The sequence below is a fragment of the Pseudoalteromonas sp. L1 genome, from assembly GCF_021728095.1.
GTDB lineage: Bacteria > Pseudomonadota > Gammaproteobacteria > Enterobacterales > Alteromonadaceae > Pseudoalteromonas.
Genome location: NZ_JAKKCT010000003.1, coordinates 285,099 through 311,717 on the forward strand (window position 1 = coordinate 285,099; position 26,619 = coordinate 311,717).

A 26,619-nucleotide genomic window follows, 5' to 3' on the forward strand; every position below is an offset into this window, starting at 1 on the left:
TATCTTTAAAGCACTAGGCTCGAACCCGACCCTTTGTTACAATGGCGATATTAACTGCTAAAGCGGCAAATTGATGTTCGTTATAAGGAGCAGTTTTTCTTGAGATGTCAAAATTTCGTTGACATTCATGATAAAAACAGGCATATTCCACGGCCTTTAAATTAAGCTTATTTTAAGATTGTTAGGAGCAAACCTTGGCTAACATCAAGTCTGCAAAAAAACGCGCTATTACGAGCGAAAAAAATCGTCAACATAACGCAAGCCGTCGTTCAATGATGCGTACTTACTTCAAAAAAGTAGTTGCTGCAATTGAAGCGGGCGACAAAGAAGCTGCACAAGCGGCATTCGCTGTTGCAACACCTATCCTAGACCGTTACGCAACTAAAGGTCTAATCCACAAGAACAAAGCAGCTCGTCATAAGAGCCGTTTAGCAGCTAAAATCAAAGCGCTATAATTTGTTTTTGATGAATATAAAAAAACCGGCCTACGCCGGTTTTTTTTTTGCCTAAATTTTAATGCCTAGTGTAAATACTCAGCCACTAAACAATTTCTAGATCTGGGTAGAATTTTTTCAACATAGCCGCAATCTTTTTAGGTGTGAATGGCTTAACAACAAAACCCTTAGCGCCTTTCTCAATTGCTTCTTTTACATTTTCAACAGTAGAATGAGCTGACACCATCACTACATTCGCTTCGGGCGATATTTCATTAATTTGTGAAATAATCTCCTTGCCGTCACCATCGGGTAGCTCTATATCTAAGAAGATAATATTGAACTCTTTTTCTTTGCATGCACTCAAGCACTGTGCAGCTGTTGAAGCCTCTCGCACATTGTCAATTCCTAAGTGCATTAGCGTTTGACTTAAAAAACTGCGGACAGTCCCCACATCGTCCACAATTAAAATTGAAAGCTGCGTATCCATACTATTCCTCTTAATATTTAAAGATAAACACTAATTGCATGTTGAAATGCACCTTTTACGCAAATTAGGACAATCAATGTTATATGATCTGAATTTAACTATTATATCAAAAACTTCGTTATAATCTCATTATAGAGACCTATAAATAAAAGGCCAGATAAGCTTTATGTCTAAAAATGTAAAAAAACAATCTTTACTTGGGCAGCAACCCGCTCGCAAGAAACCAGTCCCTAGCAAAAGACCAAAAACAATAAGCAAGCCTCAGACACCCACGCAGCCAATACAACAAACCGTAGTAGAGCCGACCGCAAAGAAAAGTCCAGCCCGTTGGTACATATTAGCAGTCGTATTATTAATTTTGCTTATCACTCCTAAACCAATTCTAATCACCTACGAAAAACTAGGCATGGTATCGCAAAGTGTCTTCTGGCCTGGCATATTTGGCTACGGAGCCAACGTGTTTGACTCTACACTAATCCCACGTGCAGACCTTAGCCGTAATACTATTTATCTATGCCAAGATAAACGCGACCCTAACAGCTGCCAGAAATACCGCATTACAGAAAAAAGTGGCTTTTTTGCTGCAATAAAAAAGCTAGCTATGGATTAAAAAATCTAATCTGAAAACAATAAAATTACTTGGTTGAAAACTGTGCAAAAGATCACCATAATGGCGCTCCTTTTTCAACACAGACACTAATTAGATACGACCATGCTAAACGAGCTAGATTGGCTTTTAAACTTAACGTTACTTGCACTAGGATTAGGTGCTTTCTTCATTAACCAACTAAATTTACTGCGTTTTGCAGCAATTAGTGCGTGTAGTTTATTATTTTTATCGTTTAGTTTAGATCTGATGTCATCAAGTGTGATCTCAAATATGAGCTTAGTGTTGATCAATACATTTTATTTATTCAAGGTCTATACATTTGGCCAATTGAATGTAAACCAAGGTTAATCTTCTCCTAAGATAAATTGATAGAATAGGTTATCCTAGCTATCACTGTTTACGCCCAAACAGCCATCTGTTTGGGCTTTTTTTTACTTACAAAATAGCTGAACTGATATACCATATACAGCGTATATAAGTAATTTAGGGGTGCCTTATGTCACTAGACGACTTCGACTTATTTCTTATGTCAATGGAAGATGTTAAACCTCTTAAACACGACACTGTAAAACTCAAAAGCACCAAGCAAGGCCCGTCACTTGCTCAGCAAGAAAAGCGCAAAGCTGCCGAATGCGATTTATCTGTGGATGAGAATTATCTACAGAGCGAGTATGTGGAACTATTAGACCCTCATGCCGTTTTAAGCTTTAAAAATGAAGGTGTGCAAGCACAAGTTTTTAAAAATCTGCGATTAGCTAAATACCAGCTAGATGCGACTCTAGATTTACATGGCCAACCTCTTCAACGCGCAAGAACGACACTTCTTACATTTATTGATGACTGTCATAAACGCAACATACGCGTAGTATTAGTTCGCCATGGTATTGGCATTAAAAACAAATCTAAACCCGGAATATTAAAAAGTTACACAAATAAATGGCTACAAGAAATTCCATCTGTACTTGCCTTTCACAGTGCACTCAAACACCATGGAGGAAATGGCGCAACTTATGTGTTGCTGAAAAAGTCGGACGAGAAAAAGCACGAAAACAGAGAGATCCACTCTAAAAGGAGCTAGGCAGTTGGTGCACATCCACTTTGTGCACCAATAACACGATTACTTTTGGTTACTTACTACTGGTTGAACATTCGTTTCACTTGCATTCGCTTGATTAAACCATGCAGAGACACCTAAAACGATGACAGACACAATGACTAGACTAAATTTCGCCCCATTTTGGTTAGATTTCATAACGCCTCTTCTTATTATTGTTTATCATGCACGTTCAGCATAGCAAAGTTACAGATGTTAACAAGACGTTTAACGAATTAATTCACACTTTGTCAATAACCTTTTGTTCTATCAACCTTATTAATTAGCTCTTCCCCATAAACTAATCGTTTAACATTAGCTGAAATTTGTTCAACTACACTATTAATATCAGATAAAGCAGCGCAATGGGGCGTTAACGTAATCTTGTCATGAGACCAGTATGGATGGTCTTTATCTAGAGGTTCTTCAGTGAATACATCCAGTGTGGCTGCACGTATTTTATTGCTATCTAGCGCCGAAATTAAATCTGTATCAATAACATGCTTACCTCTTGCCACATTAATGACAACCGCATGAGGAGGTAACATCGTTAATAGCGCTTCATTAATAATACCCGCTGTGTGCTGACTCAATGGTAATAAACATACTAGATAGTCAACCAAAGGAAGCATCTCATTAAGCCCTTGCTGTGTGTGATAGCAGCTAACCTCTGGATGCTGCTTTTCACTATTTGACCATGCACTCACTTTAAAGCCATTTGCTACTAACTTCATCGCTGCCGCCTTGCCTAGCTCGCCGAAGCCTAAAATACCCACATGTTGATGTGCATACGCGCGCTTTGGCTTCCAAGTGCAAGCTGATTGTTTTAAATAATATTCTTTGAGCCTAAGCTTGTGTGCCAATACATGGGTCAACACGTACTCTGCCATATCATTTGCAAGATTATCATCAACAATTCTAACAACGGGAACATGTGCGGCTATCGCTGACAAATCGATGCTATCGACACCTGCCCCAAATGAAGACACGGCTTTTAAATTTACCAGCTTAGGCCATAAATCAGCCGGTGCATTCCACGCCAGCACAAACTCTACTGCTTCATAGTTGGAGCACTCAGACCAAAGCTGCACATCAACCTCAGGTAATAACGCTTGTAATCGAGCAATTAATTGGCTGCAATCTCGACCTGTTACAGCAACAAGTAAAATCATTGTATTCTCCATATTTTGAACCGCTCTCTAAGCGCTCTTTAAAAAGTCACACAACTGCAACCTAACTGTCACAGCGAACTCTTACTCTAACCTCATCGCTGAATGCGTTTATGTTTGAGGTTTGTATGATCAGTGTCGATAAAGTAATAGAAGCAAATTTACCACAGTTAGAAAATTCACCAAAAGTAAAAGGCTTAGTTAAAAAAGGCCTCGGTTACTTGCTACACGAGCAGGAATTTGTTGCCTTTGGTGATGCATACCCACACCTACAAGGACTTGAATTTGTTGAGCAGGTTCTTGATGAGCTAGACTTTGACACACGCTACAAGCCAAAGCAAATAGAACACATTCCCAGTGAGGGTAACGTCGTTATTGTGGCAAATCACCCTATTGGCTCACTCGATGCATTAGCATTAGTTAAGGTTTTATCCAGTGTGCGACCAGATTTAAAAGTGGTTGCTAACCGCATGCTGATGTCTATCACCCCTATGCACTCTTTACTACTCCCTGTTGATAACCTTTCTGGCACCAGTAAAAAGAAAGAACTGGCTAATATTCAACAGCATTTAAAGTCGGATGGAGCGCTATTAATTTTCCCAGCAGGCGAAGTGTCTCGCTTAAGCCCCACAGGAATTAAGGACTGTAAATGGAACAGTGGCTTTTTACGCATGGCCAAAAAAGCCAACGCTCCTATTTTGCCGATTTACATTAAAGCGAAAAATAGCCCTTTGTTTTACGGTACTTCAATGATCTATAAACCGTTAGCGAGTTTGTTGTTAGTAAAAGAAATGTTCAAGCAGCGTCAAAAATCATTAGAGTTTGAAATTGGTGCTTCAATTCCACCTGAATCATATTTAATTGAAAACTTAAAAGATAAAGAAATTGCACAGCTAATAAGAAAGCAATTATATCGACTTGTCACTAAAAAACCGCTGCCTTTGAAAACTCAAACACCTATCGCAAGTCCAGAAGCAACAAAAGACTTAAAAAAAGCCATCGAAGAGTGTGAATTATTGGGTGAAACATCAGATGGTATGAAAATTTACTTATATCAATACTGTGGTAGCTCGCCGATTTTCCGTGAGCTAGGACGACTGCGCGAAATTGCTTTTCGGGCAGTTGGGGAAGGCAGTGGTAAACGACGAGATATAGATAAATACGACATGGATTATCAGCATCTTGTTTTATGGGATGCAAAGCAGCTTGAATTAGTGGGTGCATATAGACTCGCCTGCGCGCAAGACATCATTGAGAAACATGGCCGCAAAGGTCTATACACTGACAGCCTATTTAGCTACAGCGATGAAATGGCACCTTATTTTGAAAAGGGCATTGAACTTGGCCGTAGCTTCGTGCAACCAAAATACTGGGGTAGAAAAAGCCTTGATTATTTATGGTTCGGCATTGGTGCATTTGTGAATCGCTACCCACAATACCGTTATTTATTTGGTGCAGTGAGTGTGTCAAACGCACTCCCCGAGCAAGCAAAATCGCTACTGGTTCATTATTACCAGCATTATTATGGGGCAGAGCAACTATTGGCAATTCCTAATAATGAATTTCGTCATACCGAACAACAAAAAGAGCAATGTGCTCAGCTATTTACGGGTAATAATATTAAAGAGGACTTTGTTGAGTTAAAACATGTACTCGCCAATATTGGCGCACAAGTTCCGACCTTGTTCAAACAATACACCGAGCTTTGTGAACCAGGTGGCGTACAGTTTCTAAGTTTTAGTATCGACCCTGAATTTAATAATTGTATTGATGGTTTAGTGCTCGTTGATTTAGACAAAGTAAAACCTAGTAAGGCCAAGCGATACTTAGGTCAATCACGCTAAAAGTAATGCCTACCATATTATAAAAACAAAGAAGTCGGCATTTATTGTCGACTTCTTTGTTTTAAAAAATGAATCTTCAGCTAAAAATATTGCGAAGTGCTGCGTAATAAATTTTTTCAATACACAGTAAATCAGTAATGGGAACATGTTCATTGACTTGGTGAATTGTGTTGTTACAAACACCACACTCTATAACTTGTGTGTGCTCATTAGCAAAAAATCGACCATCCGATGTGCCACCACTGGTACTGAGTAATGGAAAGTTACCTGTGACTTCAAGCACAGCTTGTTCCAGTTTATTCAACAAGCAATCTTGTGATTGATAAGCGGTGTAATAAGACTCACATGGACGCTCCCATTGAATTTTTATCGTATCGGCAAGATCTGCCAGCGCAAATTGAATTTCTTTTTTCACATCAGTGCTTTTATAACCATGACTATAGCGTACATTAAAAGTCAACTCACATCTGGCGGGTACTAAATTATCGACTACGTTCGCAATGTTGATACCGGTGACTTGGAGAGTGGTCGCCGAGCTAGCTTCATCTTTGTGCCAGCAAATTGCAGTTAATCGTTTGACGACTTCTGCGCTTAAGTGTGCAGCATTGACGGTATTATCTGGGTAAGCGACATGCCCTGCTTTGCCTTGGATTGATAAACGTGCCGATAAAGCACCACGACGACCATTCTTAATCGTATCCCCAACATGAAGGTGACTTGTTGGCTCACCTACTAAGCAACCATCGAGCACAATGCCTTGTTTTGCTAATCGCTCAGCGATAAGCAACGATCCATATTCAGCTTCCCCTTCTTCATCAGAAGTAATTAGCCAATAGAAGGTTCCTTGCTTATCCTCGCTTTGAGTAACAAGCTTTTCTGTAGCGCATAGCATAGCCGCCACACCGCCTTTCATATCAGCAGCACCACGACCATACACAGCACCATCAACAACGTGACCAGAAAAAGGAGCAACTCGCCAATCTCCTTCGGCTGCGGGCACTACATCAATATGCCCTGAAAACGCCACCACAGGGCCGTTACCAAATGAAACTTTAGCAATTAAATTAGTGACTTGGTTGAAAGTAAACACCTCACACTCGAACCCAAGCTGAGTCAGCTTTGTTGCAATCCAATCAATCGCCCCTGCCTGTTGGGGAGTGACTGACTTAAATTGGATTAATGTTTGTAATGCTTTAACCACATCGCTGTGTGGCTGTAACTTTGGCGCGAGCTCTGTACTCATAATAACCCCAGTTTTTTCACTATAGGATTATTACAACTCGAAATTATGACTACAGTGTGAAGATTAAATTAATGATTTCCTTCTTCTATTAAGGTCTCTTGCGTCACTTTAGCAATATCTTTGTCTTCTTTTGTTAATTTTGTACGTTGCCAACGTCCTGTTGAGAACCATGCATAGGTTATTAGTGCCACAAGTACATTCGTTAGAGCAAACGAGTACCAGATACCTTGCGGACCAAGCGCCGTATGTTTTGATAAAATATACGCAGCTGGGAACTGAATAACACACTGCGCTAACAAAGAAACTATCATTGCATTGAGCATATTTCCTGATGCTCGAAAGGTTGCAACAACACAAAGTTGCACTCCGATCCCACCCCAAGTTAAACACATTTTACGAATGAACTCAGCGCCACCTTGAATGACAGACGGATCATCAGGAATGAAAAAGGCAACTAAATATTCAGCAAATAAATAAGCAATTCCTCCCACCAGCGACAAACCAGTTAAGCCCCATATACAGGCAAGTCGAGTTATTTGCGCTGCTCGCTCTGGATTTCCAGCTCCCATGTTTTGACCTACCAAAGTAGACACCGCCATCGACAACCCCATTGCGGGTATCATCACCATTTGCAAAATATTTGAACCAACCCCATAAGTGGCCAATGTGTAGGTGCCAAAGCTGGCAACCAAAAATGACATGATTATCAGCCCAAATGCCCGTGCTGATAACTCAACGGAGCCTGGTGCTCCTAACAAGAAGGCTTGTTTCATATATTGCCAGTCAGGTTTAAAGCTCGACAGTTTTAATTGAATACCATGACGGCCCCGCAAAAAGACCCATACGCCAATTAGTGCCGCAAGACTCTGGGTAATAAGTGTTGCTAATGCAGCCCCCATCACCCCAAATCCTGAAAAATGGCCCCAGCCAAAAATCAACAATGGATCAAGGGCAAAATTAAGTAATACAGTACCACTAACAATAATAAGCGGAATTTTAGTTTGACCAATTCCTCGCATTAACGCTTGAAACATTGCGTAAATGAATACAAAAACAACCCCAATAAAAGAAACATGCATAAACTTCAAGGCATCGCCATAAACAGCCTGTTCAACACCAAGTAACACTAAAAAATATGGGGACAGAAAATAACCAATCAAACCTAACACTGTTGCAGTGACTGTGACCATCAACATTGTTTGTGCGGCAACGTGATTCACCTTATCCTGTAAGCCTGCTCCCATATATTGAGCGGATAAAATAGCCCCCGACATTGCAAGGCCTGAACCGATGGCTATAACTAAAAATGTGACAGGCATGCTCACAGACACCGCGGCGACTTGATCGGCGCCAAGTCGTCCAACCCAAAAAGCATCTGTAAGCTGATAAGCAGATTGTAAAATATTGATTAAGATGATCGGGATACCCAATTTCAACAGTGCTTTTGCTATCGAACCATGAAGAAATAAATGTTGAGTATCTGTCATTAAACACACCTAGAATTTTATACGCATTTTATTGTAACAGACCTGCCTGAGTTTAAAGTGAACTCGAGTCAATCTTTTTTCTGTGTACCTAATTAAAAACTTAATCTAAATCAAAAAATAGCTTCACTTTATTCAAACATTTTTGAAACTTTGATCTAGAACAGGTTTTGTCTTGCCAAGCTCGGTAATAATAGCCTCAACCAAACAAGACAAGTAGTTCGTGGAGAACAGCATGAAAACTAAATTAAGCATTGCATTACTGACTTCATTATTAGCACTCTCTCCTGTTGCAAACGCAAATTTAAGCGTTAATGTGGGTGCGATTAATGTAAACCCAGATAACGACAGCTCAAAAATCAACGAAGCACCAACATTAGGTTTACGTGGCGATGATAATACACAATTAGGCCTTACCATCGACTATGCATTTGATGATAATTGGGTACTTGAATTAGTTGCTGCAACACCATTTAGTCACGACATCCAAGGTACTGGCGGTCTTGCTGGTAACAAAATTGCAGACATCAAGCAGCTACCACCTTCTTTAATTGCGCAGTACCACTTTTTGGACTCAACTTATAAGTTCCGCCCATTTATTGGTGTAGGTATTAACTATACGACTTTCTTTGATGAGCAACCATCAGCAGCTTTAAAAGCAACGCTAGGTACTGATGATGTTGAAGTGAAACTAGACGACTCATTTGGTTTTGCCGCTCAAGCGGGCTTCAACTACATGATGAGCGAGAATTGGGGTCTACACGGCATGGTTGCATTAATTGATATTGATACAGATGCAACTGTTTATGCTAATGGCGCAAAAGCTCTTACATCAACTGTCGAAATCGACCCTGTTGTAGCTATGTTTGGCGTTAAATACAAGTTCTAACTTTCAATTGGTATAAAAGCCCATACGCACAAAAAAGGCCTTTACGGCCTTTTTTTATTTATTGGTTAACTTTTTCTGTTCTAGCATTTCTTTCCAGTGCATAACCTCAGCAGGCAAAATAGGTGCAACCCCTTTAAAGCCAGCAACTTCAAGCATTTCTTCAACACTGACTACACCTTTTTTTCGTTTAAAAACGCCGCGTACATAAGCAATTGCATGTAAACCTCTATCCGAATGAAACTTTTGTTCGATATAAAAGTATTTGTGATCCCAGCCAACTAAGCGAGTACTCACAGTGTACTTTTGCATTGGCTTAATATCACGAATGTATGTGATGGCTGTGGCATTAACGATTGGGAACCAACGGCGTTTCATTATGTGTTTTAATAAACCCACACGCTCAGTCATCCAAGTGCGAGCTATATCCATCATTGCTAAGTAACGTGAATTAGTTAGGTGAAAATTGATATCACAATCGCTCGGTAAAGCTTTGAAATCAATATCAATTGTATCGAGTAATTGTTGGTAATCACGATTACGTTTAATTTTAAAAAATAATAAGATAAGTCGAAAGTAGAGATTCACGGTAAAGGTCTAACCAGTTGATAATAACCAAAGTGTATCACAGCATATTGCTATGGCGAATATTCTGCTCTAATCTGTGCATAAATTGGTATAAAAAAAGAATAGTCTAATGAAATTGTTAAATTTAGTGTTCCTAATGGCGACAAGCTTATTCTCTCACTCAGCTTTTGCAGATTTTAGCTACAAAGGGCAAGGCGTATTAAGCTATCCAACCGGCGTAGAAAAAGCGTTTGAATTTGGCTTTGCATGGCAACAAAATACTGAAAAGTTCACTATTGGCAACAAAACTTATGATATGCCACTCCCTGAATCTTACTCGGTAGCGATTACATTAAGTAAAGATGAAAAACAGATATGGGTTCAAGAGTTTAATAACGGCTTTTTTGAAGGGTTTAATTGGCAAATTGGTGAGCACACACTGACGCTTAAAAAACGTGACTTTACTGATTCAGTGAAAGGAAACTATGTTATTAGTTTAGACAACCGCGACTATTTCTTCGCCCGTAATAACATCAGCATCGTCATTAAATTTGACGATAATGGCATCAGTAACCTTGTTCTTGATGGTGTAACCAAGGATATGGGCACAAAACAATAAGGCTTAAAAGCAAGCCGCAATTAATGCAGCTTGCTGATTTTCTCCATATACCAATTTATTAAATAATATTGAAATTGCTATTAGACCTTTACGGTTTTACGATTTATACCGTAATCTCTTAACTTATTAGCAACCGCAGTATGACTCAGACCTAAACGTTTAGCCAACTGACGGGAGCTTGGATAAGCAGGGTATAACTTTCGCAATAATGTGGCCTCAAAGCGTTTAACAGCTTGATCTAACGTACCTTCAAAGTCTGACTCCAAATAGCCTAAGTCGTGGGTGAATGTAGGCAGCTGCAAATGCTCAATTCTAAGTTCGTTATCATCTAACAACGAGACTGCACGATAAATCGCATTTTCTAACTGACGCACATTGCCAGGCCATGGGTAGTCTTGCAAAAAGCTTAAACAATCATCCGATAATACAGGCACTGAGTGGCCATTTTGCTGTGCATATTTTTGAATAAAGTGCTCAGCCAATGGTCCTACATCCGCCTTTCTATCACGAAGTGGCGCTATCTCAAGAGTTAGCACATTGATTCGGTAATAAAGATCTTCTCTAAATGTGCCCTCTTGTACCATGGCTGGTAAATCTTTTTGTGTCGCTGCAATAATACGCACGTTTACTTTTACTTCGTTCTCGTCGCCCACTTTGCGAAAAGTACCGTCTTGTAAAAAGCGAAGTAATTTCGTTTGTAGTTGCGTCGACATCTCGCCAACTTCATCTAAAAATACCGTGCCGCCATCAGCCTGTTCTAAAACACCACGTTTAGGGGCTGCATTTTCTTCATAGCCAGCGTAACCAAAGAGCTCAGACTCAGCGACATCATCTGGTAAAGATGCACAGGATAAAGCAATAAAAGGTTTAACCGAGCGATTAGATGCATAGTGACAAGCACGTGCCAACAACTCTTTACCTGTGCCTGTTTCACCGGTAATTAATATCGGCGCTTCAAGTTGTGCCATCTTGCGCGCTTCTCTAACCACACGACGCATAGCAGTACTAAAATTATGAATAGTCGCAAAGCTTTCTTGACCATAACGTCGAAACGCACTCACCTGCTGGCCTAAACGACTTTGAGACTTAATATTTATAACCGCACCGGCAAGTACATCACCCTCAGCTCCTTGTGGAACAGAAATAGGTAATATATCAGCAATAAAATCTTCACCTGCAACCTCTACACGCGTTGTTTGACCAAGCACTTCTTTGCCCTCAAGCCAACGTGTAAAGTTAAATCCTTTCAATAAGTTATTGATGTTTGCGCCAATCACTTCATTTTCAGACAACTGTAAGTCACGACACGCAGCATCATTACATAAGCGCACCCACCCTTTGGCATCAATCGAAATGACGCCATCTGGCAAGGCTCTTAATAATGTGTTTAACTCGTTGTGCTCACGCTCAGAAGGCAAAAATGCGGTTGTTCGGACATCCTTCACACCATCAATTAATCGAATTGATGGCATAATCTTTTGAAATTGCTCAAACTCTATTGGCGGGAAACTGACATACATTCGGCAATTAACCGAATCTACTTCGATACCTTTTAAATCAACCTGATAACTAACCAAAATATTGAGAATCTCTTGGGCGATACCAATTCGGTCGGCACAGTGAATATCTAAACGCATACATCCTCAAAGAACGGGAACCTATAGTAAGCGAATAATACGCTAACTCCCCATTCGTGGGTAGTCTATTGTAAAGATTTTTGGACAAATATACCCAAACGCATTAGTTGTTTGGGTATTTAGTCCACTCGGCGCCATCCAATTGAATGTATGGTTGGCCTTTAATATACATCATTACTGTGTCTTGATTCTCTGCGACTTTAGCTGCACTCGGTAAGCTATCAACCAAACGTTGAACATTCACAGTACCTGAAAAAGCATCCCACTTCATTGCATTACTGATTAATTCAGACAACGCAAAATAACTCACTGTTTTTTCTACTTCATATAATTCACTGTGCTTTATATCAGGGCCAATGAACTTAACAGCAGCCGGCACTGACACAATCGCAGGGCTGGGTATTTCTCGAAGCCCTGCAAACTGTAACTTATCTCCTTTGAGTGCCGCACCATGCTCAGGTACAACAACTAACATTACATTTCGACCTTCACGTTCAAGCTGTGAAATAAACTGAGCAATATCTGCGAACAACCTTTGCTGCCTAGCAGGATAACTTTCAAGACTATTCATGCGTGAACGCCCAGCTAACTGATTACCATCATGTAAACTAATCGAATTATAATAGAGTGCTCTTGGTAGCGACCCTTCTGCTGCTTGTTCATTTAACCAAGCAGACAAAACCTCACCATCAGAGTAAATAGGCTTACCATCAAATCCATACTGAGCGGGACTAAACTGACTAAAATCGAGTTTAGGAACTGAGACCCCCCCATACTGTCTAATTAAGCCAATAAAATCATCAAAGTGACCATCGTGATTTAAAGCGACAGAGGTCTTAAACCCTAACTCAGCTAGATTACTGAACAACTTGCATTGTTTATCAACAGGTTCAAATAGTTTATCTTGGCTGGTTTGGCCACAACTGGCTCGTAAAAGCCGAATAGCAGCAGGACCACTGTATGACGTAGCAGAGTTAAAATCACGGAACAAAATATCAAAATCACTAAAAAGATTGCGCGGCTTAACACCAATGGCATTTAAATCAGCCGTAGCGAGGGAACATATGTTAAGCACCACAACATCAAAAGGACGACCATTGAAAGACGCTGGAAACTGAGTCTTTAGCTGTGCTTGCTGTTGATAAAAAGCCTGCAATTGTTGATCTGGCGTATCAGCTGTTGATGCACCAGATACGGCTGTGCTTTCTTCTCGTGGCGTTGACTGATTTTGCACAACTATGGGGGTAATTAAGCCATCGCTTGGTACTGACATACTTAGCCAATAAGCATATGCAAACCCAATCACAGACAAGCTCGTGTACCTGAGCCATCTAGCGCTATACCAATACACTATACATAGCACAAATAACGCCAGAATCAGCTCAATATTCACCACCCGCGACACTATTTCAAAAAAGTAGCCTAAGCTAAAATCTTGGACATTCCCCGCCTGCTTTGTGAGTCGTGATATGGGGGGTAACCATGAATCGTGATAAAACAATGCAATGCCGACAACAACACTCACAACATGCTTAATACGCATCAACCATTGCTGCTGAAAAGATAAGGCCAAAAAAGCAAAAAAGGCTAAATTAGCTAAAAAGTCAAACGAAATATCTGAGCGACTATAGAGAAAAAACTTTATAAGGAAATATAAGTTCCAAACACCTAAACCTGAAAGCCTCACGGGTTATCCTTTTTCTGTTTTTTGGGAGTATATGGGGTTAGCAGCACATGCCTGAATGTTAGTTTACGATAAACATGTACTATCTTTTTTAGTAGTACCTTGCCTACATTACTGAGTAAAACACCGAGTATTAAGGCGACTAAAAAGGTAATTAAAAACTGGTTTAAGCTCATCTCTCATCACTTTTAAATTCAACCGAAACAGGTGTTGATATCGGTCTGATGATTTTTTTAAATTCAGGGGTTTCAGTGTTTAAATTAGCAATATCGGCCACTTTGGCATCGAAAATATAACTAACATTTTCCTTTAATTGCTCTGTGTAGTCTGGTACTTCCTGTTGATTGTAGTCACGTTGAATTCGTCGACACTCTTGCTGTATGTAAAAGTGATCAGCAATAATATTTTTCGATGTAAAAAAATCACTCACTTGTAATTTAAACAAGTGTTTAATCGCACTTTCAACATCATGCTCACGGCACGCATGCAAATATAAATAGATATAGCCATCGGCATAACTAAATAGATCCCCCTCTCGTTTTACATGAAACAAATGCAATGGGTGAATCGCTTCAATGCGCGGTAAAAGCTGCAACATGACCAACACCCCACTAACCCCCAGATTAGCTGCTGAATCACTGTGTTTTGACACTTGCTCTGCAAAACGCAGAATAGGTAAATACCCTTTGCTTAATGCGCTTTCACTGTATTTTAATACATCATCAATTGAATCGGGTAAGGGCCTTGAGAATTGAAACCCTTGAATAGACTGAATTTGAGATAACAGCCTAGATGGCTCCGAAAAACTATACAAAATCAGGTTCACACCCAAGGCTAAAAACAAGCATTCATCTTGATGACGAATAATGCCATCTACATTTTGAATAACTAATTTTAATTTGCGTCCGCATTGTTTACGAAGCAAAAAACATTCTTGTGCTAAAGCTGATAAGTCAGTGTAGCGTGTAACTGAAAAAACGAGCGTGGCAGCTTTTCGTGTCAGCGCAGTTTTATATAGCGCATCATTGTCTTCAACCACCTTATAAAGAGCAGGAAGCTTAGTGCCTTGTGGTACCGCACTTCGTACCACCCAAACTTCATCTTCATCTAGCTCTTGGTGCATTGAACGTTTGTCAGTGTGCGCGTCTAAATCACTCTCAAATACCGACAATTGCTTATTAAGCAGCTGTAAATTAACACTTTTAGCAGCAATAACTCCTTCGCTGTGACTCCAATAATCATATTCTAAGGTACGAATTGAGGCTTCTTGGGTCATAAAAATCATGCCATCAAAAAGTGTATTAATACCTAAAAACTGTCGTCGCACACTATTTACTTCAGCACCCGAAATTAAAAAAATGACAGTTGCACTTTGAGATATTGCAAGTTCACGATAATAACTTATTTTTTTGGTTAACTGCACTTCGTCAAGGGATGAAATCCGTTCACTATGCAAATGCACAACAACGGTACTGTCTTTAAGTTCGTCATAATGTTTTAGCTCATTAATCACCCCGCGTGAAAAGTGTGACTTTTTTGCTAAAATTGAATCATAATGTAAACGAAATGGATATAAGCGACCTTGTTCAAATAGCTGATGAAAAACATCACCTTGCTCACTATTAAAGAACATATCAACCTGTTCTGAGAGTAAGAATACAGAGCCTTTGTTATTAGCAAAAACATGCCTGGCTAGCTCTAATAACTGATTGTCTAAAGGTGCCAGTAGTGCATAATTTGCACTGCGTTTTAACACCGAATAGGCCGTCATTAACCCTGTTATATTTAAATAAGGCACCAATAAACCCTTGAAAAAGATACTTTAGTACTAGTTTCAGGCGCTATTCTATATATAATGCAGCCCATGTCCACGTTTTATAAACACTTCAAATCTAGTTTTGTTGTAGCGGATACTTTAGATGAATGATTATGTAGTAAAAAAATCAACTATTTTAACTCAATATGACATTGATAATTTGCTCCATCAGTTTGGTGGAAAAAACCAAACATATATAGAAATAGTTGATGTAGAAAAAAATCGCCAAACAATCGAAAAATATCCTTTAATTAAAGATATCGCTTTATCCGTTAAAGATACACAACAAGTTAAAAATATTAACAAAAGTACATACTAAATAATGAACAGAGTTTTTGTAAAAGGTATTAAAGGTGGAACAGGTACAACATCCGTTGTCGCTAATCTTGCTTGCGCCTTAAGAAAATCTAACGAAAACGTATACGTTATTGACCTTGATCCCAAAGGCGATGTTGGCTTGCATCTAGGTCTATCGTGGGAGCACCAATTAGGTTGGAGTGATTATTCCAGCTTTCATGCGGCCAGCTGCCAATTTCATCAAGATAATGATGGTATTAAGTTTTTACCTTATGGCAGTGCTAGCCTCACTGATTTAAACTTTACCTCAGTCATAGAAAGCTGCGAGCAATTAAAAGAATCTGAAAACGCGTGGTTTTTATTTGACTGCCCTGCTCATATTGATGTATCTGATTACCCAATTTCAGAAGAGGATATTTTCCTAGAACTTGTAAACTGCGATGCTATTTGCCACAGTTTTATCTATAAGCGCTTAAATTCACTTAAACACGCTACTTCAAGTTGGCAACATTACTTTTTAATAAATCGATTTAACTCTGCTTCTGAGCTTGAATCTGATCTTCTGCAATTATGGCAATCCGAACTTCCTTTACTCGCACCACTGTATATCAACCAAGATGAAGTGATAAAAGAAGCAACAGCATTTCGTAATGTCGCCATTAATTGCGCTCCTTACAGTGTTGCCAATGACGACTTTGAAACATTAGCGGGCTGGCTGGTAAGTAGAGCGAGTAATAATGACTAATAAGGTTCAGGTGAGTAACACTGAGCGTATTATGAAATTATGCTTAGGACTTATTTTTACAAAGAGAATTGTCCGCTTTGTATTTTTTAAATTTCATGGTTATTTCAATCAACATAAAATGAGTTTGCTTGGGGCATTCATGATGCCCTTTATAGTGTTATTTTTATCGCTATTTTTTAGGCTTGATAAAAACCGTAAAAACAACATAAAAAAGACGATAAAATATTTCTATCCCCATGTTACACAGCCAATTTTAACGCCATCAAATTGCGTCAGAATCGTACTACAAAGCTGTTACTTGGTTTTATTTAACACAACCACCACTTCGCAGGCACACATTGCCCAAGAACAGCGTAAAACATGGCGAAAGCTCATACGCTCAGCACGGATTGTTCGCGTGATAGACAGCAAGCTAGTGCGCTTTTTTAGGCGAGCTTGGCTTGTAACTAAAAAGCAACAGAAGTCAAAAGCGTATCAACAAATAAGTACTTCAAGTCTGTGGAAAAACAGCACCTTAAAAGTGACATTTTTCACACTCTTAATATTTGCTGTCGCCATTTTTGTCACTGTGCCTTTTAGTGTTGAAGCACAAGCCGTGTTTATTAGTCTTATTTTGTTGGTTGCCTACTCTTTGCGTCGTGTTGAAGGACAAATGGCAACAATTGCAATGATCACCCTGTCTGTCACCACCTCTACTCGCTATTTATGGTGGCGTTACACAGAAACACTCAACTGGGGAGATCCACTTGCATTAGGATTAGGGTTTGGACTTTTATTAGCAGAAACCTACGCTTGGCTGGTGCTAATTTTAGGCTTTTTTCAAACAATTAACCCTTTAAGCAGAAAACCAATTCCACTTAATGAAGATACATCAACATGGCCAACCGTTGATATCTATATTCCGACCTACAATGAACCATTAAATGTTGTTAAACCAACAACCATTGCTGCACAAAGTATTGATTGGCCGGCTGACAAACTTAACATCTACATTCTGGATGACGGAAAACGTCCTGAGTTTGCTGAATTTGCAGAAGAAATAGGCGTTGGCTATTTAACTCGCCCAGATAATAATCACGCAAAAGCTGGCAATATGAACCATGCAATGCAGGTGACAAACGGCCAATACATCGCGATTTTTGATTGTGACCATATTCCTGCGAGGTCGTTTTTACAAATGACCATGGGCCAACTTATTAATGACAGCAAAGTGTGCTTAGTACAAACACCTCACCACTTTTTTTCTGCGGATCCCTTTGAACGTAATTTAAAAAACCATCGTAAAATTCCTAACGAAAACATGCTATTTTATGGCCTGATCCAAGATGGAAATGACATGTGGGATGCCACCTTTTTCTGTGGCTCTTGTGCAGTATTAAAACGCAGTGCCCTTGAAGAAATTGGCGGATTTGCGGTAGAAACTGTCACCGAAGATGCGCACACAGCACTTAGAATGCAGCGTGCAGGATATAAAACCACCTATATTAATATTCCACAAGCAGCAGGCCTTGCCACTGACAGTTTATCGGCTCATGTTGGTCAGCGGATCCGTTGGGCTCGAGGGATGGCACAAATTTTTCGTTTAGATAATCCATTACTCGGCAAAGGCTTAAATATTGCTCAACGATTATGCTATCTCAATGCCATGCTGCACTTTTTATCAGGAATACCACGTATTGTGTTTTTAACTGCACCTTTGGCGCTAATTTACCTAAACGCACAAATCATTTACGCTCCTTTTATCGCTATTTTCTTATATATAGTACCCACCTTGCTGCAAGTGAAAATAACGAATTCACGGGTTCAAGGGAAATACCGTTACTCATTCTGGGGTGAAGTATATGAATCAGTTTTAGCCTGGTACATTTTAAAGCCAACCACAGTTGCACTTATAAACCCCAATAAAGGTAAGTTTAATGTCACTGAAAAAGGCGGATTAAATAGTACTGACCACTATGACTGGATGATTTCAAAGCCCTATATAATACTGTTATTAGTAAACGTTATCGGTATGGCGTATGGCATCATCAGATTATTATTCGGTGACACGTCTCATATAGGCGTATTGCTAATTAGTATGTTGTGGGCCAGCTACAATATAGTGATCTTAGGCGCAGCAGTCGCTGTCGCAGCCGAAGCAAAGCAAGTACGTAGCTCGCATAGAATAAAAGCTAACTTCCCTGCCGCAATTCGCCTTGCGAACGGGCGCACCATCAAAGTTAAAATAACGGATTATTCAGACAACGGAGTCGGTTTAGAAACCGAACACAGCCACTTATGTCGGGTCAACGATAAAGTTGAACTCCTTATGAGCCGTGGCTTTAAGCAGTTTTCATTTGCGACCTACATCTGTAACACCCGTGATAAGCAAATCGGCTTAACGCTTAGAGATTTAAATTTAGAAAAACAAAAAGCATTTATTCAATGCACATTCTCACGCGCAGATGCTTGGCTTGATTGGCAAGAAAACTTTAAACACGATAAACCTTCATACAGTTTTTCAAAAGTGTTTTATACTAGCCTCAGAGGCTTTAAGAATTTGATTTTCCACGCACCAAGTGAGTTGAGACCCTTGATTAATTTTATAACGAAGGTACTACACTTTGTCGTGTCTTTATTACCTAAAAAACCAACAAAAGTATTTACACCATCATGATGAAACCACTACTAACACTATTACTCGCTGCAATATCACTGAGCCTGCCACACTGGGCTATGAGTGCTGAGCCGCTGTCTAATAAAGCTATTTTTGATGATGGTTATCCAGAACAAGCACCTGTTGAAAGCCTAACCTTAAGTTTTGAACGTTTAGGCTTAAAAAAGTTTAAACTAGACGGTGTTAGCAACAGCACTCGCGTCGACTTTACAAACCGACTAGACAAGCTCGGTAAACAGTTAATGCTTAACTTTTCATACACGCCCTCTCCTTCATTAATTAGCCGCGTGTCGCATTTAAAAGTTTTCTTCAATGAAAACCTCGTAACCGTGCTACCCATTGATGATAAAACTAATCCAATCAAGGTAAAAACCGAACATACCGTGTCGCTCAACCCAAAACTGATTAAAGATTTTAATCAAATACGTTTTGAGTTAGTTGGTTACTATGATTTGGCATGCCAAGATGATTTTAGTAAGGCTATTTGGGCTGAATTAGGTAAAAGCAGTACCATCACACTTGGTCGTCAATCACTTGCGCTCGAAAGTTTACTTGAATATTTCCCCGCGCCTTTTTTTGATAAACGGGATTACAGCCAACTTAATTTACCCTTTATTTTTGCCTCTGGGCCAAATGAAGAAACGCTTGAGGCAGCCGTTGCACTTTCAAGCTTTTTTGGTGCCCAAGCCAAATGGCGTAATGCTGAGTTTCCAGTGCAAATAAATGCAACGCCTGTTGAACATAGCGTGGTGTTTGCAACCAATGCAAACAAACCAGATTTCTTATTAAATTACCCTAATGTTGAAAAGCCAACGGTTGAGATTATCAGTAGTCCAGCACATAGATACGCCAAAGTGTTACTGATCCTAGGTAAAGACGCAGCACAACTAAAAGAAGCTGTGGTCGGCTTAATGTTTGGCCATAAAGTGATGACCGGACGTAGTGCAACCATTGATGCAATTGATAGTTTACCGCTTCGCAAAGCATACGATGCGCCACTGTGGGTCCGTTCTGACCGTGCTGTTACATTTGATGAATTTATAGAATACCCAACACAGCTCCAATCAGAGGGTTATCGAGGTCAACCTGTTAATTTAGATCTTCGCTTTGCACCCGATCTATTCACGTGGCGTGAAAATGGTATTCCATTAACGTTAAATTACCGCAATACCCCTGTAGAACAGGGCATGCTGTCGCGCCTAAACATGCTTATCAATGGCAAATTTGTTGACGGTTTCACGCTTAATAATAAACGCAATGAGAATGTAACCACACAGACGCTACTGCCGCTACTTTCAACAAGTACACCAAGTCAAACGCGCCAAGACTTCGAATTAACAGGGCTTGATTTAACAACTAACAACCAACTGACTTACGACTTTAACTTTGCACTAGTTAAAACAGGAGAATGTAGTGCGATCCCAGCAGGCGGTGAGTTCGGTGTTATTGATGGCAGCTCTAGCATTGATGTGAGTAGTTTTCATCATTACATTTCATTGCCTAATTTACGTGCTTTTGCCAATAGCGGTTTCCCTTATACCAAATACGCAGATCTTCACCAAAGCGTGTTAATAATGCAAAGCAACGCACCTGTTGAGGCAATCAGCTTATTACTCAACTTTGCAGGTCGTTTGGGTGCAATGACAGGCTATCCAGCCCATCGTTTGGATATTCAATTTCCTAATTCAAAGAACGAACTTGCTGATAAAGATATCATCATCATTGGCAAGCCTGATTCACTTTTAGCTGAGCTTTCACAGAATAGCTCTTTGAGTGCTGTGCTCAATAACAATCAGCGTGTTGTTAATCAAGCCATTTACAACGGTGCATATGACACTCAAAATTCTGAAAAAATTAAAATAAATATCAGTAGCCTAGGCCGCTTAGCTATCATTTCTGGCTTCCAATCTCCATTGGACTCAAAGCGCTCAGTTGTCTCTATGATCGCCTCAGACAATAGTGCATATAGTTTATTGAGCGACGTACTTCTGAACGCAGAGAAAACAGCTCAAATCATGGGTAGCTCAGCGATAATAAACCGTCAGGGAATCAAAACCATAAAAACGGATGAGCAATACTTTGTTGGCCATCTTCCTATTCACACGCTGATTTGGTTTCATTTTTCTGATCAACCCGTTTTACTCGCCATATTATCGATTATTACACTACTGCTGATTTCATACATGTTGTGGCGACTACTTATGTTACTGACACAAAAGCGTTTGTCTGAAGGAGATAAAGCATAATGAAATTTATGACTTATTTAGCTATTAGTATCTTACTAATAAGTAAAGCTTTTGCAGCGCAAACTTGTGCAGCGTGGCCACAATGGAATACGTTTAAAACACACTTCATTTCACCACAAGGGCGGGTTATTGATTTAGGCAGCCAGTTCGATATCACCACCTCTGAAGGTCAGTCATATGCATTATTTTTTGCCTTGGTGGCAAATGATAAAAGCACCTTTGATTCACTGTTAGATTGGACAGAGATTCACCTCTCTGAAGGCGATCTAAGCACTCGTCTGCCTGCATGGCAATGGGGTGTTGAAAATGGTGAAGGCAAAATATTAGACTCTAACCCTGCTGCTGACTCTGATTTATGGATAGCTTACAGCTTGTCGCAAGCCGCAAAGCTCTGGCAAGAAAGACGCTATGCAGTTTTAAGCTCGGTACTTGCAGAGCGAATTATTCGCGAAGAAACAGCCCGCTTACCTAACTTAGGCTTAACACTTCTGCCAGCCCCCAGTGGCTTTGAAAAGCAGGGCTCATGGAAATTAAACCCAAGCTATGCACCGTTATTTATTTTAAAGCAATTTGCTGAGCTTTTTCCGCATTCACCTTGGCAAGAGTTACATGAAAACTCAGCTAAAATGCTGATTAATACAGCACCAAAAGGCTTTAGCCCTGATTGGGTCAATTACACTGTTAAAAAAGGCTTTTACCATGACAAACAAAGCCCTGCTGTAGGCAGTTTCAATGCTATTCGTGTGTATCTTTGGGCAAGTATGATGGCCGATGATGCCGCTTACAAAAAAGAACTTATCCAGCAGTTCACGCCTATGGCCGAGCGTATTATCGAATCAGGCAAAGTACCGTTAGAAGCAAATGCTCTTTCAGGGAAAACATCAGGCACTGGTCCAAGTGGTTTTACTGGGGCTTTACTCCCTCTGCTCAAAACCATGCAAGCATCACAATTAGTCACCGCACTGCAACAACAATTAATGATGGATACCCGTTTCACAACGACTCGCTACTATGACAGTGTATTGTACTTGTTTGGCACCAGCAGTCTAAACGAACGCTTTAAGATTGATAAAGAAGGAAACTTGATAACGAATTGGAGCGCTGAATGCCAATAAAGTGGCTCATTGCTGTCATTATCGCAAGCCCTAGTGCCTTTGCGCTTGCAAATAACGATATTGATACTCAGTCAATTGATTGGTTAATTAGCCAAGTACAATTAGGCGAAATTGAGCAAGATACACAGCTGATGACTGACAGTTTAGAAAAACTGTTAAGTATCGCCCCCCAAAACACCCAAGTTCAATGTGCGCAGGTGCGTGTTTTGTATGCACAAAAAGAAACTGAACAAGCGCGTAATTTATTGGCAAAGCTAACTCAAAAAGCACACCCTTGTGTGGAGAGCTTAACACTACTGGAAAAAGTCAGTAATGAAGAAAAAGCAACGATTGCACAGGCCCGTTTACGTGCACGCGCAGGGCAATACAATGACGCTGTAAAAATTTACAATCGCTTGTTCAAATCAAACTACCCTAATATTGAATTTGAGCTTGAACATATAAACTGGCTTGCCCAAGACGAAAATCAATACCTACAGGCCTTACGAGGATACCGCTCATTAATGAACCGCTACCCAAACAGCGGCCGCTTTGAGCTTGCTTACGCCCGTCATCTGTTAAAGCAAAATCCTACAAACAAAGAAGCACTGGCACTTTTGAGCCATTATGCTCATAGTAATCAATACAGTGTTGAGGCTGAATTTGCATGGTTAAATGCACTTGAAGATATGCCTCTGAACAAAAGTACCGAACATGCTTATGAACGTTATTTTGCTGCTTACCCTAAAAGCAGTAAAGGGCACGTGCAATTTAGCGACTTTAAAAAGGCATATAAAGCCGAACGCGAAAAGCTGGCTGACCCTGCTTACCAAACATGGTTAAAAGGCAATGTAGAGCTTGAAAAACGCCGTTTTGCAAAAGCTGAAGCATTGTTCAATCAAGCCTTAAAAGGCCGACCCACAGATCCTGAAATATACAACAGCCTAGGACTACTCAATCTTAGACAAGGCAATAATGCTCAAGCGTATCATTTTTTTAAAAAAGCTGAAAAATACAGTATTGATACAAATCGCATTACAGTACTGAAAGGCCTAGCAAACACGGCGCGTTTTTGGCAATACATAGACGAAGCGAAATCAGCGATGTCTATGAAAGAGTTCAAACGCGCAACATTAAAGCTTGATTTAGCTGATACCCTAAATGAGGATCCGAACACGGTCGTGTTTTACCGTGCGCAACTTGCCGAAGCCGCCGGCCATTACCAAACAGCAATGAAGCTGTACAAACACGTGCTAAAAAGTGATCCATTACAGCAATCAACCCTAAGAGCTATGCTTATCTTAAGCGCTGCAGATGGAAACTATGCACGTAGCCATCAATTTTATAATAGCTTAAGTAAACAGCAGCAAGCGCTTATTGCCGCTGACTATACGCTCCTTGAAACCCAGCAATTACGCGCAAATGCCGATGATTTAACAGCGAAAGGCCGACTGGATGAAGCTGTAGATATGTTACTTATGGCGATAAAACAAAGCCCTCGCCAAAGCTGGTTATATTATGATCTCGCTAATTTATACCAACAACAGGGTTTGGTTGAACACGCAAAAGCGCTTTATAAAAAAACCTTGTGGCAGTTTCCGTTGGATGCAGAACTCAGATACAGCCATGCATTATTTTTACGTTCGCTCAATGATTATCAGGGCGCGTTGGCGACACTGGATTACATTCCAACTAACGCACGCACTGATGACATTAACGTTCTTGCTGAGCAACTGAGTATTAATACCAAGCTCGAGAAGCTTGCAGAAAATAATACTGCCACCAATAAAGCAACTATTATTTATAAGCTCACGGAGTTAGAAGCTCAGCCATTAACACCATTAATGCAAGCAGAGCTTGCCACTCAATGGCTCCAAATTAATGAGCAACAGTACGCAATAAGGCAACTTAAAAAAGCGCTTGAACGCGATTCTAGCCTCAGCCCATATTGGCATATGACGTATGCTGACCTGCTTATTAATAACGATGATCAAGCAGGTATAGATACGTGGTTTAGTCATTACCAGCTGCCCAGCAGTGCAACAAACTCAGAACAATCGCAATGGCTTGCGCTACAAGTAAACTACATTAATCGTTTTTACCAAGGCCAAACGCGCATAACAAAACTAACAGCGCTTGATAATCAGTACAGTGAAAACCCACAGCTTAATGAAGCACTAATTAATGCCTATATAGAGCAAGGTGATACTCGTTTCGCTATTTCTCGCTACCAGCAACACACCGCAATGGGACACACAGTCACCACCGATACTGCACTGACGATTGCAGCTCTTAGTCGTGAGATGCAAAATAACACCTTGGCTGATCGAATTGTTGCAGAGCAAATCAACCAAGTAACGTATCAGGAAAGCTATCGACAACAACAGCTAATGGCAGCACTTAGCCAATTTGAAGATCAAACAACGGCTCTCAATCTAGCCAAACAGTTGTTAGCAAAATCTAATAATAATCAAGAGCTTTACTATCAGGCTGCAGCTGTAGCAGAGACTAAGCAACAAACACAGCTTGCAAAAAACTGGTATCAAGCGGCAATCGCACCAAATACCATCAATAGTCGTTTAGCTGATGAGCAGTATTACAGCCTGTATACACTTGATGATGACGCTCCATGGTATGTCAATAATGCAAAACGCCAATTACAGCGTATTGAACAACAAGAACAAGCCTATATTACAGCCGCTATCAACTTAAGTAGCCAAACAAGCACGCAAAATGAGTCAACTCTAGGCGCTGGTGCAACGCCTATCGAGGCCGGTTTTCCTCTTTGGGGTGGCACTGGGATTGTGAAATTAGACCCAATGACGATATCGAGCCAAGAAACCCGTTTTGATGAAACCTTTGCGGGCAGCCGCTATGGTCAAGGAGCGCTCTGTATTTTTGACTGTCCACTGTTAAGCATTGAACCCGAACAGCAAGGAATGGATATTGGTTTTGCTTGGCAAAACGAGCAATGGCGCTTTGATGTTGGTACCACTCCACTTGGCTTTCTAGTCGAAGATATCGTGTGGGGCGTTAATTACAAAGGAATTTTTGGCGATTTCGGTTATGGAGTAACCTTCAAAAAACGCCCTATTACTAGCTCCGTTTTATCTTACGCAGGACTTGAAGATGTCTTTACTAATCAAGTGTGGGGCGGCGTTCGAGCCACACAATTGCAACTGAGCTTATCGCATGATCTAGGGCTAGATTGGGGCTTTTGGGGAAGCACCAATTACCAGCTTTTAACCGGTAAAAACGTCAAAGATAATCAAAGCTACAGTTTAATGGGAGGAAGTTACTATCGGTATATTCGACAAAGAAATAAAGAGCTGAGCATTGGTTTAAACCTATTACATTGGTCATACAAGCACAATTTAAGTGAAGAAACCTGGGGACATGGTGGCTATTACAGTCCGCAAAACTATTTAGGCGCTTCACTGCCAGTCATTTATGATCAACGCATTGGCCATAATTTTGTTTATCGTTTACGTGGCAGCGTATCTTGGTCAACCACAACCACCGATGAAATTGAGTTTTTCCCTAATGATCCTGTTTTGCAAGCACAAGCTGAAGCACAAACAGCTATAACGGGGGTTGTACCCTATTTTGAAGACGACACTAGTAGTGGTATTTCTTACAACTTAGCAGCCAGTTTTGAGTATCGTTTTACGCCACATTGGTTTTTTGGTGGCTATTTTAATCTTGATAGAGCTGATTTCTACGAACCAAATTATGCACAACTTTATTTTAGATACTACTTTAAGCCTGTTTATAGTGAGCTAATCTTCCCTGGAAAACCTGTCATCCCTTATGCAAGCTACTAAATACAGGGCCTCTGGCTTGAACCCACCGCAAGCACTTCCCCTGACTAGAAGGTCTATGTATACTGTAGCGCACTTGTAGCTAGGATAAGGGTGTGTCTCTTACCTTCAAGTTCAAAACTTGAGCAACAAACCATTATCTTAGCTGCATCTAAAACATGGCCACCCGTTCATTTAATAAAAA

22 protein-coding genes are annotated in these 26,619 nt (G+C 40.2%); 13 read left to right on the forward strand and 9 right to left on the reverse strand.

All coding sequences use genetic code 11. From position 1 onward, the window contains the following. Positions 1-194 precede the first annotated feature (194 nt). Entirely contained in the window at positions 195-455 is a 261-nt protein-coding gene (gene rpsT, locus L3V38_RS11415) for a 30S ribosomal protein S20 (protein ID WP_036967030.1), read from the forward strand. A gap of 85 nt (positions 456-540) precedes the next feature. Here the strand turns inward: rpsT and L3V38_RS11420 are convergent, their stop codons facing one another. Next, positions 541-924: a response regulator gene (locus L3V38_RS11420; RefSeq protein ID WP_130151243.1), complete on the reverse strand. Its 384-nt coding sequence runs from the start codon at positions 922-924 to the stop codon at positions 541-543. A 166-nt stretch (positions 925-1,090) separates the two neighbouring features. On the opposite strand from L3V38_RS11420, the gene L3V38_RS11425 reads away from it, so the two are divergent. From L3V38_RS11425 to smrA, 3 genes are all read left to right on the forward strand, one after another. Further along, the gene (locus tag L3V38_RS11425) at positions 1,091-1,534 is read left to right on the forward strand and encodes a hypothetical protein (RefSeq protein ID WP_237119467.1); all 444 of its coding nucleotides are present in this window, start codon (positions 1,091-1,093) and stop codon (positions 1,532-1,534) included. 102 nt (positions 1,535-1,636) lie between these two features. After that, positions 1,637-1,882 (forward strand): hypothetical protein, encoded by a 246-nt coding sequence (locus tag L3V38_RS11430; protein WP_130151241.1) that lies wholly within the window; start codon positions 1,637-1,639, stop codon positions 1,880-1,882. A 148-nt stretch (positions 1,883-2,030) separates the two neighbouring features. Beyond that, positions 2,031-2,612, forward strand: a complete 582-nt coding sequence (gene smrA, locus L3V38_RS11435) for a DNA endonuclease SmrA (protein ID WP_130151240.1) — start codon at positions 2,031-2,033, stop codon at positions 2,610-2,612. A 39-nt stretch (positions 2,613-2,651) separates the two neighbouring features. Here the strand turns inward: smrA and L3V38_RS20220 are convergent, their stop codons facing one another. After that, the gene (locus tag L3V38_RS20220; protein WP_267136365.1) at positions 2,652-2,786 is read right to left on the reverse strand and encodes a hypothetical protein; all 135 of its coding nucleotides are present in this window, start codon (positions 2,784-2,786) and stop codon (positions 2,652-2,654) included. Between the two features lie 92 nt (positions 2,787-2,878). Further along, positions 2,879-3,799 carry a glyoxylate/hydroxypyruvate reductase A gene (locus L3V38_RS11440; protein ID WP_237119468.1) on the reverse strand — a complete coding sequence of 307 codons (921 nt, stop codon included), beginning with the start codon at positions 3,797-3,799 and terminating at the stop codon, positions 2,879-2,881. Positions 3,800-3,924: 125 nt separating this feature from the next. Between L3V38_RS11440 and L3V38_RS11445 the strand changes: the two genes are divergently transcribed. Further along, positions 3,925-5,640 (forward strand): lysophospholipid acyltransferase family protein, encoded by a 1,716-nt coding sequence (locus L3V38_RS11445; protein ID WP_237119469.1) that lies wholly within the window; start codon positions 3,925-3,927, stop codon positions 5,638-5,640. A 76-nt stretch (positions 5,641-5,716) separates the two neighbouring features. Here the strand turns inward: L3V38_RS11445 and dapE are convergent, their stop codons facing one another. Next, complete coding sequence (dapE, locus tag L3V38_RS11450; RefSeq protein ID WP_130151238.1) at positions 5,717-6,883, reverse strand: succinyl-diaminopimelate desuccinylase; 1,167 nt, start codon at positions 6,881-6,883, stop codon at positions 5,717-5,719. 68 nt (positions 6,884-6,951) lie between these two features. Next, complete coding sequence (locus L3V38_RS11455) at positions 6,952-8,370, reverse strand: MATE family efflux transporter (protein ID WP_237119470.1); 1,419 nt, start codon at positions 8,368-8,370, stop codon at positions 6,952-6,954. Between the two features lie 232 nt (positions 8,371-8,602). Between L3V38_RS11455 and L3V38_RS11460 the strand changes: the two genes are divergently transcribed. Further along, positions 8,603-9,256, forward strand: coding sequence for an OmpW family outer membrane protein (locus L3V38_RS11460; RefSeq protein WP_130151236.1), 654 nt, complete (start codon positions 8,603-8,605; stop codon positions 9,254-9,256). Between the two features lie 54 nt (positions 9,257-9,310). On the opposite strand, the gene L3V38_RS11465 is transcribed toward L3V38_RS11460, so the two are convergent. Further along, positions 9,311-9,841 carry an acyl-CoA thioesterase gene (locus tag L3V38_RS11465; RefSeq protein WP_062570502.1) on the reverse strand — a complete coding sequence of 177 codons (531 nt, stop codon included), beginning with the start codon at positions 9,839-9,841 and terminating at the stop codon, positions 9,311-9,313. A gap of 109 nt (positions 9,842-9,950) precedes the next feature. On the opposite strand from L3V38_RS11465, the gene L3V38_RS11470 reads away from it, so the two are divergent. Next, a complete protein-coding gene (locus L3V38_RS11470; protein ID WP_237119471.1) occupies positions 9,951-10,439 on the forward strand; it encodes a hypothetical protein in 489 nt (162 codons plus the stop codon). 80 nt (positions 10,440-10,519) lie between these two features. Here the strand turns inward: L3V38_RS11470 and tyrR are convergent, their stop codons facing one another. The 3 genes from tyrR to bcsE form a co-directional block, all read right to left on the reverse strand. Then, positions 10,520-12,076 (reverse strand): transcriptional regulator TyrR, encoded by a 1,557-nt coding sequence (gene tyrR, locus L3V38_RS11475; RefSeq protein ID WP_062570500.1) that lies wholly within the window; start codon positions 12,074-12,076, stop codon positions 10,520-10,522. 103 nt (positions 12,077-12,179) lie between these two features. Next, a complete protein-coding gene (gene bcsG, locus L3V38_RS11480; RefSeq protein ID WP_237119472.1) occupies positions 12,180-13,763 on the reverse strand; it encodes a cellulose biosynthesis protein BcsG in 1,584 nt (527 codons plus the stop codon). Between the two features lie 169 nt (positions 13,764-13,932). Continuing rightward, positions 13,933-15,558, reverse strand: a complete 1,626-nt coding sequence (gene bcsE / locus L3V38_RS11485) for a cellulose biosynthesis protein BcsE (protein ID WP_237119473.1) — start codon at positions 15,556-15,558, stop codon at positions 13,933-13,935. Between the two features lie 121 nt (positions 15,559-15,679). Between bcsE and bcsR the strand changes: the two genes are divergently transcribed. The 6 genes from bcsR to L3V38_RS11515 are packed head-to-tail and all read left to right on the forward strand — an operon-like array spanning position 15,680 to position 26,438. After that, positions 15,680-15,895 (forward strand): BcsR/BcsP family cellulose biosynthesis protein, encoded by a 216-nt coding sequence (gene bcsR / locus L3V38_RS11490; protein ID WP_130151233.1) that lies wholly within the window; start codon positions 15,680-15,682, stop codon positions 15,893-15,895. A gap of 3 nt (positions 15,896-15,898) precedes the next feature. Beyond that, a complete protein-coding gene (gene bcsQ, locus L3V38_RS11495) occupies positions 15,899-16,618 on the forward strand; it encodes a cellulose biosynthesis protein BcsQ (RefSeq protein ID WP_237119474.1) in 720 nt (239 codons plus the stop codon). Then, positions 16,611-19,274 carry a UDP-forming cellulose synthase catalytic subunit gene (bcsA, locus tag L3V38_RS11500; RefSeq protein WP_237119475.1) on the forward strand — a complete coding sequence of 888 codons (2,664 nt, stop codon included), beginning with the start codon at positions 16,611-16,613 and terminating at the stop codon, positions 19,272-19,274. Before bcsQ ends, bcsA begins: the two co-directional genes overlap by 8 nt. After that, entirely contained in the window at positions 19,271-21,520 is a 2,250-nt protein-coding gene (gene bcsB / locus L3V38_RS11505; protein WP_237119476.1) for a cellulose biosynthesis cyclic di-GMP-binding regulatory protein BcsB, read from the forward strand. Before bcsA ends, bcsB begins: the two co-directional genes overlap by 4 nt. Then, positions 21,520-22,635, forward strand: coding sequence for a cellulose synthase complex periplasmic endoglucanase BcsZ (gene bcsZ / locus L3V38_RS11510; protein WP_237119477.1), 1,116 nt, complete (start codon positions 21,520-21,522; stop codon positions 22,633-22,635). Before bcsB ends, bcsZ begins: the two co-directional genes overlap by 1 nt. Continuing rightward, positions 22,626-26,438 (forward strand): cellulose synthase subunit BcsC-related outer membrane protein, encoded by a 3,813-nt coding sequence (locus L3V38_RS11515; protein WP_237119478.1) that lies wholly within the window; start codon positions 22,626-22,628, stop codon positions 26,436-26,438. Before bcsZ ends, L3V38_RS11515 begins: the two co-directional genes overlap by 10 nt. Positions 26,439-26,619 lie beyond the last annotated feature (181 nt).

Bases quoted from the DNA above. Each gene is read 5' to 3' on its own strand.
- L3V38_RS11420 (WP_130151243.1), bottom strand. From the start codon at position 924: ATGGATACGCAGCTTTCAATTTTAATTGTGGACGATGTGGGGACTGTC.
- L3V38_RS11455 (WP_237119470.1), bottom strand. From the start codon at position 8,370: ATGACAGATACTCAACATTTATTTCTTCATGGTTCGATAGCAAAAGCA.
- bcsA (WP_237119475.1), top strand. From the start codon at position 16,611: ATGACTAATAAGGTTCAGGTGAGTAACACTGAGCGTATTATGAAATTA.
- L3V38_RS11440 (WP_237119468.1), bottom strand. From the start codon at position 3,799: ATGATTTTACTTGTTGCTGTAACAGGTCGAGATTGCAGCCAATTAATT.
- L3V38_RS11515 (WP_237119478.1), top strand. From the start codon at position 22,626: ATGCCAATAAAGTGGCTCATTGCTGTCATTATCGCAAGCCCTAGTGCC.
- L3V38_RS11470 (WP_237119471.1), top strand. From the start codon at position 9,951: ATGAAATTGTTAAATTTAGTGTTCCTAATGGCGACAAGCTTATTCTCT.
- L3V38_RS11460 (WP_130151236.1), top strand. From the start codon at position 8,603: ATGAAAACTAAATTAAGCATTGCATTACTGACTTCATTATTAGCACTC.
- L3V38_RS11430 (WP_130151241.1), top strand. From the start codon at position 1,637: ATGCTAAACGAGCTAGATTGGCTTTTAAACTTAACGTTACTTGCACTA.
- L3V38_RS11445 (WP_237119469.1), top strand. From the start codon at position 3,925: ATGATCAGTGTCGATAAAGTAATAGAAGCAAATTTACCACAGTTAGAA.
- bcsZ (WP_237119477.1), top strand. From the start codon at position 21,520: ATGAAATTTATGACTTATTTAGCTATTAGTATCTTACTAATAAGTAAA.
- tyrR (WP_062570500.1), bottom strand. From the start codon at position 12,076: ATGCGTTTAGATATTCACTGTGCCGACCGAATTGGTATCGCCCAAGAG.
- L3V38_RS20220 (WP_267136365.1), bottom strand. From the start codon at position 2,786: ATGAAATCTAACCAAAATGGGGCGAAATTTAGTCTAGTCATTGTGTCT.
- L3V38_RS11425 (WP_237119467.1), top strand. From the start codon at position 1,091: ATGTCTAAAAATGTAAAAAAACAATCTTTACTTGGGCAGCAACCCGCT.
- bcsR (WP_130151233.1), top strand. From the start codon at position 15,680: ATGAATGATTATGTAGTAAAAAAATCAACTATTTTAACTCAATATGAC.
- bcsB (WP_237119476.1), top strand. From the start codon at position 19,271: ATGATGAAACCACTACTAACACTATTACTCGCTGCAATATCACTGAGC.
- dapE (WP_130151238.1), bottom strand. From the start codon at position 6,883: ATGAGTACAGAGCTCGCGCCAAAGTTACAGCCACACAGCGATGTGGTT.
- smrA (WP_130151240.1), top strand. From the start codon at position 2,031: ATGTCACTAGACGACTTCGACTTATTTCTTATGTCAATGGAAGATGTT.
- bcsQ (WP_237119474.1), top strand. From the start codon at position 15,899: ATGAACAGAGTTTTTGTAAAAGGTATTAAAGGTGGAACAGGTACAACA.